Annotated in this window: 11 protein-coding genes and 2 pseudogenes; 6 read left to right on the top strand and 7 right to left on the bottom strand. The window is 69.0% G+C overall.

Translation table 11 applies throughout. The features are described from left to right. Positions 1-99 precede the first annotated feature (99 nt). Together ACZ5QD_RS14220 and ACZ5QD_RS14215 are read left to right on the top strand one after the other, a co-directional pair. On the top strand, positions 100-1248 hold the full coding sequence (locus ACZ5QD_RS14220; protein ID WP_006896918.1) for an acyl-CoA dehydrogenase family protein: 1149 nt from the start codon (positions 100-102) through the stop codon (positions 1246-1248). 23 nt (positions 1249-1271) lie between these two features. Continuing rightward, positions 1272-2496 (top strand): annotated as a pseudogene (locus ACZ5QD_RS14215) (acetyl-CoA C-acetyltransferase). A 243-nt stretch (positions 2497-2739) separates the two neighbouring features. On the opposite strand, the gene ACZ5QD_RS14210 reads toward ACZ5QD_RS14215, so the two are convergent. From ACZ5QD_RS14210 to ACZ5QD_RS14190, 5 genes are read right to left on the bottom strand one after another with little or no spacing between them, the layout of a single operon-like run. Continuing rightward, positions 2740-3195, bottom strand: a complete 456-nt coding sequence (locus tag ACZ5QD_RS14210) for a MaoC family dehydratase (RefSeq protein WP_006896916.1) — start codon at positions 3193-3195, stop codon at positions 2740-2742. After that, entirely contained in the window at positions 3192-4115 is a 924-nt protein-coding gene (locus ACZ5QD_RS14205) for an HTD2 family dehydratase (RefSeq protein ID WP_062367367.1), read from the bottom strand. The genes ACZ5QD_RS14210 and ACZ5QD_RS14205 overlap by 4 nt, the downstream gene beginning before the upstream one ends. A 2-nt stretch (positions 4116-4117) precedes the next feature. Next, positions 4118-4864: a 3-oxoacyl-ACP reductase FabG gene (fabG, locus tag ACZ5QD_RS14200; protein ID WP_006896914.1), complete on the bottom strand. Its 747-nt coding sequence runs from the start codon at positions 4862-4864 to the stop codon at positions 4118-4120. Between the two features lie 55 nt (positions 4865-4919). Then, positions 4920-5741, bottom strand: coding sequence for an HpcH/HpaI aldolase/citrate lyase family protein (locus ACZ5QD_RS14195; RefSeq protein ID WP_062367202.1), 822 nt, complete (start codon positions 5739-5741; stop codon positions 4920-4922). After that, positions 5738-6913, bottom strand: coding sequence for an acyl-CoA dehydrogenase family protein (locus tag ACZ5QD_RS14190; protein WP_006896912.1), 1176 nt, complete (start codon positions 6911-6913; stop codon positions 5738-5740). Before ACZ5QD_RS14190 ends, ACZ5QD_RS14195 begins: the two co-directional genes overlap by 4 nt. Before the next feature lie 191 nt (positions 6914-7104). Here ACZ5QD_RS14190 and ACZ5QD_RS14185 point away from each other — a divergent pair, with 191 nt between their 5' ends. The 3 genes from ACZ5QD_RS14185 to ACZ5QD_RS14175 are packed head-to-tail and all read left to right on the top strand — an operon-like array spanning position 7105 to position 10333. Continuing rightward, positions 7105-7935 (top strand): enoyl-CoA hydratase/isomerase family protein, encoded by an 831-nt coding sequence (locus ACZ5QD_RS14185; protein WP_062367205.1) that lies wholly within the window; start codon positions 7105-7107, stop codon positions 7933-7935. Beyond that, positions 7932-9119, top strand: a complete 1188-nt coding sequence (locus ACZ5QD_RS14180) for a CaiB/BaiF CoA transferase family protein (protein WP_062367207.1) — start codon at positions 7932-7934, stop codon at positions 9117-9119. Before ACZ5QD_RS14185 ends, ACZ5QD_RS14180 begins: the two co-directional genes overlap by 4 nt. Continuing rightward, positions 9116-10333 carry a CoA transferase gene (locus tag ACZ5QD_RS14175; protein WP_006896909.1) on the top strand — a complete coding sequence of 406 codons (1218 nt, stop codon included), beginning with the start codon at positions 9116-9118 and terminating at the stop codon, positions 10331-10333. The genes ACZ5QD_RS14180 and ACZ5QD_RS14175 overlap by 4 nt, the downstream gene beginning before the upstream one ends. 24 nt (positions 10334-10357) lie before the next feature. Here the strand turns inward: ACZ5QD_RS14175 and ACZ5QD_RS14170 are convergent, their stop codons facing one another. Further along, a complete protein-coding gene (locus tag ACZ5QD_RS14170; protein WP_062367211.1) occupies positions 10358-11248 on the bottom strand; it encodes a universal stress protein in 891 nt (296 codons plus the stop codon). A gap of 402 nt (positions 11249-11650) precedes the next feature. Here ACZ5QD_RS14170 and ACZ5QD_RS14165 point away from each other — a divergent pair, with 402 nt between their 5' ends. Further along, positions 11651-12520, top strand: coding sequence for an SDR family NAD(P)-dependent oxidoreductase (locus tag ACZ5QD_RS14165; RefSeq protein ID WP_045538555.1), 870 nt, complete (start codon positions 11651-11653; stop codon positions 12518-12520). 35 nt (positions 12521-12555) lie between these two features. Here the strand turns inward: ACZ5QD_RS14165 and ACZ5QD_RS14160 are convergent. Then, positions 12556-14039 (bottom strand): annotated as a pseudogene (locus ACZ5QD_RS14160) (HNH endonuclease signature motif containing protein). Positions 14040-14082 lie beyond the last annotated feature (43 nt).

Here is a 14082-nt window from a genome sequence, read left to right as displayed (position 1 = left end):
CTGTGTCCCGGGCCACTGGGTTATCTGAGCATAATATATTATGCTACCGATGATGGACGTGATCCAGACGACGATCCCGGCTAGAAAGGCTTTCAGCTCATGGCACTGACCAAGGACGAACAAGAGATGGTGTCGTTGGTCCGCGACTTCATCGACCAGCGGGTGGCCTCGCGTGTTCGGGAGTTCGAAGCCGACGACATCTATCCCGAGGAATTCATCGAAGAGATGAAGGAACTCGGCTTCTTCGGTCTGCTCGCGCCCGCCGAGTACGGCGGCGTCGACGTCAGCATGGCGTGTTTCGCCCGGGTCTGCGAGGAACTGGCGCGCGGGTGGATGAGCCTCGCCGGCGCGATCGGCGGACACTCGGTGATCACGTATCTGATCAAGACCTTCGGCACCCAGGAGCAGAAGGACAAGTACCTGGCGGAGATGGCCGAGGGCAAGATCCGCGCGACGATGGCTCTCACCGAGCCCGGCGGCGGCAGCGATCTGCAGGCCATGCGCACCTACGCGGCGCCCGGCGAGGACGGCTTCACCATCAATGGATCCAAGACCTGGATCTCCAATGCGGCGCACTCCGGACTGTTCGGCCTGCTGTGCATCACCGACCGTGACGCCAGCCCGGCCCACAAGGGCATGAGCGTCATCCTCGTGGAGCCGGGCGACGGCTTCACCGTCTCCAAGAAGCTCCCGAAGCTCGGCTACCGCGGCGTCGAGGCCTGCGAGCTGGTCTTCGACGGCATGAAGGTGCCCGCCGACGCCGTCCTCGGCGGAGAGCCGAACAAGGGCTGGGGCCACATGATGCGCGGCCTCGAGGTCGGGCGCATCCAGGTGGCCTCCCGTGCGCTCGGCGTCGGTCAGGCGTCGCTCGAGGCGGCCACCAAGTATGCGCAGGAGCGCGAGTCGTTCGGCAAGCCGATCTGGAAGCACCAGAGCGTCGGCAACATGATCGCCGACATGGCGACCAAGCAGCAGGCCGCCCGCCTGCTCACCGTCGACGCCGCTGAGAAGCTCGACCGCGGCGAGCGCGCGGACCTCGAGGCCGGAATGGCCAAGCTGTTCGCGTCGGAGACGGCGATGCAGCTGGCTCTCGACTCGATCCGCGTCCACGGCGGCTACGGCTACTCCAAGGAGTACGACGTGGAGCGCTACTTCCGCGACGCACCGCTGATGATCGTCGGTGAGGGCACCAACGAGATCCAGCGCAACGTCATCGCCGCGCAGCACATCGCGCGCAACAAGATCTGATCGAGAAGGAACTGGACTTCACCATGACTCAGCAGACCCTTCGCCGCGCGGCCATCGTGAGTCCGCTGCGCACCCCCCGTCGGCACGTTCGGCGGTTCCCTCAAGGATGTGCCGGTCGAGGATCTCGGCGCCGGCATCATCAACGCGGTCGTCGAGCGTTCGGGCATCGACCCGGAGCGCCTCGACGACGTGGTGTTCGCGCAGTCGTACGCCAACTCCGAGGTGCCGTGCGTCGGCCGATGGCTGGCGCTGAACGCCGGCCTGCCGATCGCCCTGCCCGGAATGCAGCTGGACCGTCGATGCGGCGGCGGACTGCAGGCCATCGTCACCGCGGCGATGATGGTGCAGACCGGTGCCGCCGATGCCGTGCTCACCGGCGGCATCGAGTCGATGAGCCGGATCGAGTACTACTCCACCAGCAATCGCTGGGGTTCGCGCGCGGGCAACTCGGTGCTCTACGACCGCCTCGACCGCGGCCGCGAGCGCAGCCAGCCCGAGCATCGCTTCGGCAAGATCTCCGGAATGATCGAGACGGCCGAGAACCTCGCGAAGGACTACGGCGTCTCCCGCGAGGCCGCCGACGCCTACGCGGCCCGCAGTCATCAGCGTGCGCACGCGGCGTGGGAGGCCGGGAAGTTCGACGACGAGGTGGTCCCGGTGACCGTCCCGCAGCGCAAGGGCGATCCGATCGTCTTCGCCCGCGACGAGGGCATCCGTCCCGGTTCCACCGTCGAGACGCTGAGCAAGCTGCGCACCGTGAGCCCGGGCGGCACCGTCACCGCGGGCAACGCCAGCCAGCAGAACGACGCGGCGGCGGCCTGCATCATCGTGGCCGAGGACAAGCTCGACGAGCTGGGTCTGGAACCGCTCGGCTTCCTCACCGGCTGGGCCGCCGCGGGCTGCGATCCGGCGCGCATGGGCATCGGTCCGGTACCCGCGGTCCAGCGGCTCGCCGCCCGGACGGGCGTGTCCGTGCACGAACTGCTCGACGCGCTCGATGTGGTGGAGCTCAACGAGGCGTTCGCGGTCCAGGTCCTGGCGGTCCTGGAGGGCTGGGACTGGCGGGACGAGGAGCGCGTCAACGTCAACGGCTCGGGCATCTCGCTGGGGCACCCGATCGGTGCGACGGGCGTCCGGATGGTCACGACGATGCTGCACGAGTTGCATCGCCGCGGCGGAGGCAAGGGCCTCGCGACCATGTGCATCGGCGGCGGCCAGGGCATGGCGGCCACGTTCGAAGCGGTCTGACAGAGCGGTTCCCGGGATTTCGGTCCCGGGTTCCGTTCCTTATTGTATATAGTATTAGCAAGCTGTCATTGGGGATCGCCATGCAACACCCGCCCCTCGAAGGCATCCGGATCCTGGAGATCGGCGGATACAAGACTCCAGCCTCTTCGACGTCCGAGCCGCCCACGGACTCAAGATGGTCGGCTTCACGGCGGCGGCGGGATCGGAGGCGGCACGTCGGCTGCCGCTGAGCGGATTCGCCGATCAGCCGGTGACGACCACCAGGAACTCGGCGATGCACGAGGGTTTGGCGGCGCCCTCCGCGGTGATCACGTACTTCGCGGTCACCGTCGCACCGGCCGGTCCCTCGGCGATGTCGGTGAACGTCACCGTGGCGGTCAGCGAGCTGCCGACCGGGACCGGCGCCGGAAACCGGACCTTGTTCAGGCCGTAGTTGAGTCGGGCCGAGCCGAACTCGATCGAATACAGATCCCGCCCGAAGAGCGGGATCAGCGAGAGCGTCAGGAATCCGTGAGCGATGGTCGTGCCGTACGGGCCGTCGGCGGCGCGCTCGGTGTCGACGTGGATCCACTGGTGATCGCCGGTCGCATCGGCGAAGGCGTCGATGCGCTCCTGTTCCACGACGAGCGGCGCGCTCGGGCCGATCTCCTCGCCGAGGGCGTCGCGGAGCTGATCGAGCGACGAGAACACGCGGGTCATGACCAGGCTCCCTGGTCGGTGGTGGTTCCGGTGGCGAAGGCGAGGTCGATCGCGGTGTGGACGTCGCCACCGGCGCCGACGAGTTCCACGCGGGCGTCGATGCCCGTGCCCGAGTACACCAGCGCGGCGTCGTCTCCGCAGAACAGCGGCTTGGAGTTGCGATGCGAGACGGTGTCGACCACGGTGCCGTCGGCCAGCAGGCGATGAGTCTCCGCCAGCGACAGCGTCATCAACGGTCCGTGCACCACCAGTCCCGGATAGCCCTCCACACGGGTGGCGTACGGCCAGTCGTAGTGGATGCGATGGGCGTTCGCGGTGGCGGCGGAGAACCGCATCAGGAGCGTCGGGTCGGTCAGGAAATCCCACCGGCGGGTCTCCGACGGCACGATCGGGCTGCCGACCGGGACGAAGGCCGAGGCCGGAGCGGGGTCGGCCGCCGGCTGCGCGGAGACGGGTGCCGCTTCCCGGTAGATGAGGTTCTGCTTCTCGCGCACCGCGGCGGTGCCGTCCGGCGCGTACAGCGTGGTGGCGACCACCACGATCACCAGCCGGCCGCTGCGACCGGTCTTGTCGGTCACCGACTCGACGGTCGACTCGCGGGTGATGGTGTCGCCGACCCGGATGGTTCCGGGGAACGAGACCGTGCCGCCGGCGAACATGCGCCGGGGCAGACCGACCGGCGGCAGGAACGAACCGAGCCGCGGGTGTCCGTCGAGACCGAGGCTGCTCGAGACGGACCACTCCGGGAGCGCGACCCAATGCCACAGCGGGGGCAGCGGATCGCCGATCTGCGGTACGGGCAGACCGTCGTCGAACAGATGCGCCAGGGCGCGGACCCGGCCGGCGTCGACCACTTCCTCGGTGGTGACGGTGTGAGCGGTCCAGCCCTCGAAGACGGGAGTGTCGGCGGTGCCGGTCATGGTCACATGAACCGCCCGCCGGTGACCTCCATGACCGTTCCGGTCATGTACGAGGACAGGTCGGAGGCGAGGAACAGCGCCACCTTGGCGATCTCGTCGACCTCGCCGGCGCGGCCCATAGGGATCTCGACCATCTTCTGATCCCAGACCTTCTGCGGCATGGCCTCGGTCATCGCCGTGCGGATGAGGCCCGGCTGAATCGCGTTGACGCGGATCCCCACGTGGGCGAGTTCCTTGGCGGCGGCCTTCGACAGACCGACGATGCCGGCCTTGGCGGCCGAGTAGTTGGTCTGGCCGGCCAGACCGATCTTGCCCGACAGCGAGGACATGTTCACGATCGCTCCGCTGCCCTGCTCGCGCATGATGGTGGCGGCCAGGCGGGTGCCGTTCCAGGTGCCCTTGAGATGCACGTTGATGACCTGGTCGAACATCTCCTCGGTCATCTTGCGCATGGTCGCATCGCGGGTGATGCCCGCGTTGTTGACCATGACGTCGAGGGAGCCGAAGGTGTCGACGGCCGTGCGCACGAGCGTCTGGACGTCGTCGGAGGAGGTGACGTCGCCCGCGACGCCCACGGCGACCTCGGGACCGCCGAGCGCCTCGGCGGCCTTGGCGACCTGCTCGGGGTTGATGTCACCGAGCACCACGCGGGCGCCTTCGGCGATGAAGCGCTGAGCGATCGAGTAGCCGATGCCCTGCGCGGCACCGGTGATGACGGCGGTCTTGCCTTCGAGAAGTGGTCCGGACATTTTGCGGTGCTCCTGTGGGTTGAGGTTTGTCGAGTTTCGAGTTCGAGGTCGGGCGCTACGCGCGGTCGAGGATGCTGCGCGCGCGATCGACGACGGGTTTGTCGACCATCTGGCCGTCGACCACGGCTACGCCGTCGGTTCCCAGCGCTTCGATGATCCGCCGCGCCCACGCGATGTCGTCTGCGCTGGGGGCGAACGCCGACGAAGTGGGGTCGAGCTGCTTCGGATGAATGACGAGCTTGCCCGCGAAGCCGAGACGTCGCGCGTACGCGACGTCGGCGCGGACCCGGTCGGGATCGTCCACCGATCCGGTGACGCCGTCGACGGGACCGGTGAGACCGGCGGCCGCCGAGGCCAGGACCAGCGCGCCACGGGAGGCCGCGAGGGCTTCGGTGTCGGTCGGGTCGACGCCGAGTTGCGCGGCGAGGTCGAAGGTACCGATCGCGAGACGGACCACGCCGGGAGCCGATGCGATCGACGCGGCCGCCAAGACGCCGCGCGCTGTCTCGATCAGGGCGATCACCGCGCTGCCGGTGGTCTCGGTGAGCCGCGCGGCCGCCGCGGGATCCTCGGCCTTGGGCAGCATGATCGCGGCACCGCTGCCCGCGAGGGCGGACACGTCCGCGTCGAAGTGCTCGGTGTCGGCGGCATTGATCCGCACCGCGCACGTGTGACCGGCGGCGATCCACGCCGCGGCCTCGGCACGAGCCTTCGCCTTATTGGCCGCGGGCACGGCGTCTTCGAGGTCGACGACCACGAGATCGGCACCCGCGGCGGCGGCCTTCTCGAACCGCTCCGGGCGGTCGCCGGGGACGAACAGGAGGGTGTGAGCGCCGCGGGCGAGGTCGCCGGCGGCGTGGTGCGCAGCTGTCGTCACTGCTTCGTCGCATCCTTCTTGGCCTGGCGGACCAGCCCGCCGCCGATGATGAGGCGCTGGATCTCGCTGGTGCCCTCGTACAGGCGCAGCAGTCGGACGTCACGGTAGATCCGCTCCACCGGCATCTCCCGCATATAGCCGCTGCCGCCGTGGACCTGGACGGCCTTGTCGGCCACCTGGCCGACCATCTCGGTGCAGAACACCTTGGCGACCGACGGCGAGATGCGGCGGTCCTCGCCGCTGACGTACTTCGCGGCGGCGTCGCGCACCAGCGCACGACCGGCGGAGATGCCGACCTGCATATCGGCGATGTGGGCCTGCACCAGCTGGAAGTCGCCGATCGGGGTGCCGCCCTGGGTGGTCACGGCGACATGGCGCAGGGACTCGTCCAGCGCGCGCTGCGCCGAGCCGACGGCGAGGGCGGCGATGTGCACGCGCCCGCGGGCGAGGGAGGTCATCGCGGCCTTGTAGCCGACGTCGACGTTGCCGCCGACGAGTGCCGACGCAGGGACGCGGACACCGTCGAAGTGGACGTCGGCGGTCCAGGCGCCCTCCTGGCCCATCTTGCGGTCGTGCTCGGCGACCGAGACGCCTGCCGTCTCGGCGGGCACCAGGAACACGGCGATGCCGGGACCGTTCTCGTCGGCGGGACGGACCCGCGCGAAGGTGACGAACAGATTCGCCAGCGGTGCGTTGGTGATGAAGCACTTGGCGCCGTCGATGACCCAGTCGCCGTTCTCCTGCTCGACGGCCTTGGCGCGCAGACCCGCGGGGTTCGACCCGGCGCCGGGCTCGGTGAGTGCGAACGAGGCGACCACCTCGCCCGAGGCGATGCGCTCGAGCCACGCGGCCTTCTGCTCGTCGGTGCCGAAGTTCACCAGTACCTGTCCGGCGATGCCGTTGTTGGTGCCGAACATCGACCGGAGCGAGAGTGCGGTGTACCCGAACTCCTGCGCCAGTTCGACGTCCTGCGTCAGGTCGAGGCCGAGGCCGCCCCACTCCTGAGGAATCGCGTAGCCGAACAGTCCGATCTCCTTGGCGGTCGCGACCAGATCAGCGGGAATCGCGTCGTTGTCGGCGATCTCCCGTTCCCGCGGTACCACCCTGGTCCGGATGAACTCGTGAACAGCGTCCTTGATCTGGGCGAAGTCCTCGGGACTGACCTGTGACATGAAATCTCCTCGCGCTCGTTCGTGGCGACTGCCACCTACGCATAATATATTATTGATGATCTGAGTGGTAGGGCCGACGCGGCGCAGTCGCCGCTCGATGGTCCCGCGTCAACGCATAATGCATAATCCATAATCATGGCTCCGAGCGCAGTTCCCGGCCCCCTCACCTATAGCTGGAAGGTCGTCGGCCCATGCAGACGTATGACGATTTCGAATCCCTGACCATCGACCGCCCGTCGGAGGGCGTGCTCCGCATCGTGCTCGACGGGCCGGACATGCACGCGGTCGGCCCGCAGCGGCACAGCGACCTCGCCGACATCTGGACGCGTATCGCCCGCGACGAGTCGGTCAAGGCCGTGCTGATCCGCGGCGAGGGCGACCGGGTCTTCTCCGCCGGCGGCAGCTTCGACCTCGTCGAGGACATGGTCGGCGACTGGCACGACCGCACCCGCGTGCTCCGCGAAGCCCGCGACCTCGTCCGCAATCTCATCGACCTGCCGCAACCGTTGGTCTCGGCGATCAACGGTCCCGCGGTCGGCGCCGGCCTCGTGACCGCCATGCTGTCGGACATCTCGGTGGCGGGCCGTCGAGCCAAGATCATCGACGGTCACGTCCGCCTCGGGGTCGCTGCGGGCGACCACGCGGCGATCACCTGGCCGCTATTCGCGGGCATGCCGAAGGCCAAGTACCACCTGCTCCTCAACGAGGTGATGACGGGCGAGGAGGCCGAGCGACTCGGCATGGTCTCGCTGTGCGTCGACGACGACCAGGTGCAGGACAAGGCGATGGAGATCGCCGAGCGGCTGGCCGGCGGCTCGGCATCGTCGATCCAGTTCAGCAAGCACGCGCTGAACAACTGGTATCGACAGAACTGGGCGATCTTCGACGCTTCGCTCGGCTACGAGTTCTACGGATTCGGCGGACCCGACGTGCAGGAGGGCGTGGCATCGCACCGCGCCAAGCGCGATCCCGACTTCAACGTCCCCGGTCCGCTGTTCACCGGCAAGGTGGAGCGTCGATGACCGCGACTCGCTCGGAGGCGCCGCTCGCCGGGATCACCGTGGTGACGATGGAGCAGGCCATCTCCGCGCCGCTCGCCACCCGTCACCTGGCCGACCTGGGCGCGCGCGTCATCAAGGTCGAGAACCCCGGCTACGGCGACAGCACCCGGCACTACGACAGCGTCGTCAAGGGCACCTCGGCGCACTTCACCTGGCTGAACTACGGCAAGGAGTCGGCGGCGCTCAACCTCAAGGATCCCGCCGACGTGGAGATCCTCGTCGCCATGCTGGGCCGGGCGGACGTGCTCGTCAGCAACATGGCGCCGGGGGCCCTCGACCGGCTCGGCCTGGGCATCGACAGTCTCGCGGAGCGGTTTCCGCGGCTCATCATCGCCGACGTCTCCGGTTACGGCAAGGGCGGTCCCGCCGATCACAAACGCGCCTACGATCTGCTGATCCAGGCGGAGACCGGATCGTGCGCCATCACCGGCACCGAAGGCGCCCCGGCCAAGCCCGGCATCCCGATCGCCGACATCGGCACCGCGGTGTACGTCTACTCGACGGTCCTGGCGGCGCTCTACGATCGCGACCGCACCGGCGCCGGGGCGGTCATCGAGGTCTCGATGCTGGACGTGGTCTCGGAGTTCATGGGATTCGCGCTCAATCAGGTGATCCACACCGGCGTCGAACCGATCCCGGTCGGCATGGGATCGCCGATGATCGCGCCCTACGGCGCGTACCCCACCTCCGACGGTCAGACCGCGGTGCTCGGCACCACGAGTGATCGCGAATGGCAGCGGCTGTGCGAGATGATCGATCGGCCGGATCTGGCGGCGAACGAGACCTACGCGCACAACGACGACCGCGTGGTGCACCGGGCCGAGCTCGACGAGGCCGTGGCCGCGTGGACGCGGGAGCACACGCTGGACGAGATCGCCGCCGCGGGCGATGCCGCAGGCATCGGCAACGCGCGGTTCAACACCGTCGGCGATCTGGCGAAGCATCCCCAATTGTCCGAACGCGGACGCTGGCGCACCATCGGGACGCCGGGCGGCGAGGTTCCGGCGCTGCTGCCGCCGGCCGCCGCCCGCTCCTGGCCGCGACTGTCCGGGTCGGTGCCCGCGCTCGGCGAGCACACCGACGCCGTCCGCGGCGAGTTCAGCCAGGCCGCCGCGTCCGCGACCACTTCTGGGGAGGAAGCATGAGCACCGCTCTCGCACGTCCGCTCGACGGTATTCGAGTCGTCGAATTCGCGAGCTTCGTCGCCGGCCCCAGCGCCGGCATGGCACTGGCGCAGCTCGGCGCCGAGGTGATCCGCGTCGATCCGATCGGCGGAAACGCGGACTTCAAGCGCTGGCCGCTGTCGGTGCGGTCGGACGAGAGCCTGTACTGGAACTCGCTCAACCGCGGCAAGAAATCGGTCTCACTGAACCTGCGCGCCGATGCGGGCCGGGACCTGCTCCTGGCGCTCGCCACGGCCCCCGGTCCGGACGCGGGCATCGTCGTCGACAACGCCGTCGGACGCAGCTGGTTCTCGTACGAGGCGCTCGCCGCGCGTCGCGCCGACGTGATCGCGGTGCGGGTGGAGGGCCGGGCCGACGGCTCGGCCGCGGTCGATTACACGGTCAACGGCGGTTCGGGCGTGGCCTCACTGACCGGTCCGGCCGACACCGATCGGCCGGTCAACCACATCCTTCCCGCGTGGGATCTGCTGTGCGGGCAGGAAGTGGTGACCGCGGTACTCGCCTCGCTGCGCCGTCGTGACCGCACCGGTCAGGGCGCGCACGTGCAGATCGCACTCTCGGATGTCGCGATGGCGGCGGTCGCCAACCTCGGCTGGTTCTCCGAAGCGGCCGAGCGCGGCCCGCGCGCCCGCCACGGCAATCACCTGTACGGCAGTTTCGGCACCGACTTCGCCTCGTCCGAAGGCGACCGGGTGATGATCGTCGCGCTCACCCCGCGCCAGTGGAGCGCCATCGGGGCGGCGACCGGCACCACCGAAGTGCTGGCCGCCCTGGAGAAGTCGCTCGGCGCCGACTTCAACACCGACGAGGGCCGCTACGCCCATCGTGAGCTGATCGAAGCCGTCCTGCGGCCGTGGTTCGCGGCGCACACCACCGAGCAGGTGCACGCCGGCCTCTCGGCCGCCGGCGTCCTGTGGGGCCCGTACAAGACCACCGCCGACGTCGCCGCCGAATTCGCCGAGGACCCCTCGGCCGAGCCGGTCCTCACGGCGATCGACCAGCCGGGGATCGGTGAGGTCATCTCGGCGAACGCCCCGGCCCGCTGGGACTCCGAGTACTCGGGCACCGCGCCGGCGACCGACCTCGGACACGACACCGACGCGGTCCTCTCCGAGGTCCTCGGTCTCGACGCGCCCGCACTCGCCCGTCTGAGGGAGGACGGCGTCATCGCGTAGCCCTGGCCCGAGATCAGTGTGCGATCAGCGGTCTTCGTGAACGACCATCACCGGGCATCCCGCCACCTGCAGGACCGCCTGACTCGTCGAGCCGAGGAGGAGACCGCGGAAGCCTCCGTGACCGCGGCTGCCGATCACCACCAGCTGAGCATCCGCTGCAATCCGGTTGATCTCATCGGCGGGGGTGCCGGCGGTGATCACGGTGGTGGTCTCGACGCCGGGGAAATCGTCGGCGTAGGCGGCCAGATGCTCTGCCAGCGTCTCGTCGGCTTCCGTACGGGCGCGCTCCAAGACGCTGGGGTCGTCGTAGAACTCCTCGCCGGTCAGTCCGCCGTAGGCATGCACTGCGGTCAGCGAGGTGCCCAGCGACGCGGCTTGATCGAAACCGTGCGCGATGACCGACTCCGACAGTGGGGAGTCGTCGACGCCGACCACGACGGGCCCGGTGCCGGGGCGGTCGTCCACCGCGTCGTCCCTGCCGGGCACGACGACCACCGGGCAGTTCGCGTGCGCGGTGATGTCGGTGCTCACCGAGCCCATCAGCAGCCCTTGGACTCCGCCGAGGCCGCGGCGTCCGACGACCAGCAGGTGCGCCCGCGTCGAAGCATCGCGCAGGACCAGCGCGGCCCTGCCCTCGACGATGTGCCGATGAGCGGTGACGTCAGGCGCGACCTCCGCCGCGAGGTCGGTCGCGGTCTGCGTCGCGGTCTCGGCGAATGCCCGGGCGGCACGGATGGCGGCGTCTTCCGCGGAGAGGCCGGCGAAGCTGAACTGTGGGCTGAACGGGTGGACGGCACTGACGATGTGCAGGTCGCGGTGCAGGCGAGCGGCGGCCAGTGCGGCCCAACGTGCGGCGTTCAGGGCCTCGACGGAACCGTCGACGGCGACTACGACGGGGGCATCGGCTGACGACATCTCGACATCCTCTCCTCTATTCTCCACCTCCGCCGGGGGCTGCGGCGGTGCTCGGACGACTCAGCAGCTTGACGTCGTCTCGCTTCGACTCTACTGACGGCCGATTGGCTGGGGCGGTGCCGTCGCAGCGAACGTCGGGTCAGGAATCAGCTGGCGCGTAGAGACAGATCGTCCTGGTGTTCTACGCGGTGACCGCGCAGGCGCCGGCCGGCGACACGATGAAGGTCTTCCGAGGTCTGTCGAACTCGAGGTGAGCCGACCGGCCGGGCTTCGAGTGTCCGAGAAGTGTCCAATTTCTTGGACAATCCGGTGCGGTCGGTCTCTTGAAGAATGGTGCCGTATGCGCGGACGCACGACCAGCGGCGTTCCGGCGAAGATCTCATCCGATTGGGAGGATTACCAATGCTGAGATTCGACGGCAAAGTCGCACTGATCACGGGTGCCGGTCGCGGCCTCGGACGGTCGCACGCAGAACTGCTCGCCGAGCGGGGAGCCGCTGTGGTGATCAACGACCTCGATTCGGCTGCGGCGCAGGAGGCCGTCTCCGCGATCACCGCGGCGGGCGGACGCGCGGCAGTGGCGACGGGCGACATCACCAAGGACGCGGAGGCGGTCGTGAACGCGGCGGTCGACGCCTTCGGGCGGCTCGACATCGTGGTGAACAACGCGGGCGTGGACAGCCCGTCCCCGTTCGGCCCCACGGCGGTCGACTCGATCAGGCGGCACATGGAGATCAACTTCCTCGGAACCGTCGCCGTCACCGCGGCGGCATGGCCGCACCTGGTGGCGAACAGCGGTCGGGTGGTCAACACCTGCTCGCCGACGCTGTCGGGCTGGGAGGGCGAGAGCGCCTACGTGGCGTCGAAGGGGGCCGTGTACGTCTTCACCCGGACGGTGTCGATCGCGGCGCTCAAGTCCGGAGTCCGCGTCAACGCGATCGCCCCGACCGCGTACACCCGGATGGCGTCCGAGGCGGATCTGCCGGATGCGCTGAAAGAGAACCTCAAAGCCAACTACACGACAGCGATGGTGTCGCCGGTAGTCGCCTACCTCGCGCACGAGGAGTGCAGCATCAGCGGAGAGACGATCCTTGCGCAGGGCGGACTGATCCAGCGCTTCTCGCTCGCGATGAACGACGGCTACACGAACACGGAGATCACTCCGGAGGACGTGAAGGATCATCTCGAGGAGATCCTCGACGACAGCTCGGCGAAGCCGCTCGGTGTGGTGGGGTCCGAGAGCGAGACCTCGCTGCTCGATCTGTTCGAGTGAGCTGTCCCCGTCACGACGTCGGCGGGGCAGTAGCGTCAGGCGGCGGTGAGGCGGGCCAGGTAGCCATCGATGCGGGAGTCCTCCGGTCCGGGCGGGGCGTGTGGACCCTGATCGGGGAGCAGCTCCGCGTGGTGAATGTGGTTGACCCGCCACGCTTTCCGCCCGTGGCCAGTCGTGATCGGACGCCAGGCGACGCGTCCGGCGTGCGGGCCGTCGTTCAGGATCATGGTCTCCCAGTCGCCGAGCATCTTGCCGACCGACCGATTATGCCGTCCGCACGCGGCGCCGAGGTGATCGATGTTCGTCGGGCCGCCGTCGGCGGAATCCGGGAAATGATGGGCTTCTGTTCGCGCGAACGGCGCCGTGCAGCCGGGTGCGGTGCAGCCGCGGTCGCGGGCGAACAGCATCAGACGTTGAGCCTTCGAGGCGAGGCGCCGTCCCCGACCCAGGTAGAGCGGCTGACCCTGGCGTGGGAGAACACCGCCAGATGCGGCGTCGCGCCGGATGCCGCCTCGACCAGCTCGGCCACCGGCAACCTTGTTCCGGTCGCGGTGAGTGCGATTCCGGCGTGTTCGCGGAGTTCTTTGTCGGTGACGGTGATGACCAGCTGCGACGACAGCCGCCCACCGCCGGTGGTGCCTGCGGCGGTGAACGCCCGCTCAGCATCCAGCAGGGCGACGAGCGCGTCGTGGCCGCGTTGCCCGGCGGTGCGATCATCGCGCTCGGCGGCCGCGGCGAGCGCTGCTGGGTCGGCTGCCTCGCGTGCGCCGCATGGGGAGTCGGGGTCGGCGGGGTTGTTCATGCCGGGCGCGGCCCAAGACTCGAGCGTTACCTCCAACTTGGCCCGCAGAGCCGGGGTCAGGGAGGCGGTGACTTTGCTCATCAGCTGCCGGTCCTGCGGCATGAGCGCGAACTTCCGCCGGCGTTTGCGGTCCCGCTCGTCAGTGAGTGACCCGTCCGGGTCGAGATGGGCCAGGAGTCGGTGTCCGGCGGTGCGGACTCCTTCCGGGGTCAGCTCCCGGGCCACCGAAGCCAACTGGACTTCGGCGAGTTTGCGGGTCTGAGTGTCGACGGCGGCGGGGATCTTGTCCATGATCGCGTCGATCTCCAGCACATGCGCGGTACCGATGGCTCCGGCATTGACCGCCTCGGCCGTGGCCGGACACGCCGGCGTGAGAGTTTGGCCTTGCATGCCGGTGAATCGGCCGATCGCCGCGACAGAGGTCCGCCGACGACGGGCTTCACCGTCGCCGAGGTGAAGCCCCGACGACAGGTATTGATGCAGTGACAGGAAGCCGTCTTTGCGGTAGGCGCCGCGGTCGGAGACTTCCACCAGCAGGGCCGCGTCTACCCCGTCCAGCCGGCGATGCACGTGCTCGAGGGCTTCGGCGGTCTCCAGCAACTCGCGTTCGGTCACGGCGGCGAAGCGAGCGGCGGCGAGCCGGGTCGTAGCGGCTTCGATGACCGCGGCTAGCGCGGCCGGGTCCTCCGGCAACACCAGCGACGACTGTGCATCCATCCTGCTCACCGCCTCCCCGTGGTGCTCGACGACTGTGTGATCG

Source organism: Gordonia sp. J1A (assembly GCF_055393515.1).
This window is presented reverse-complemented; position numbering and strand designations above follow the sequence as displayed.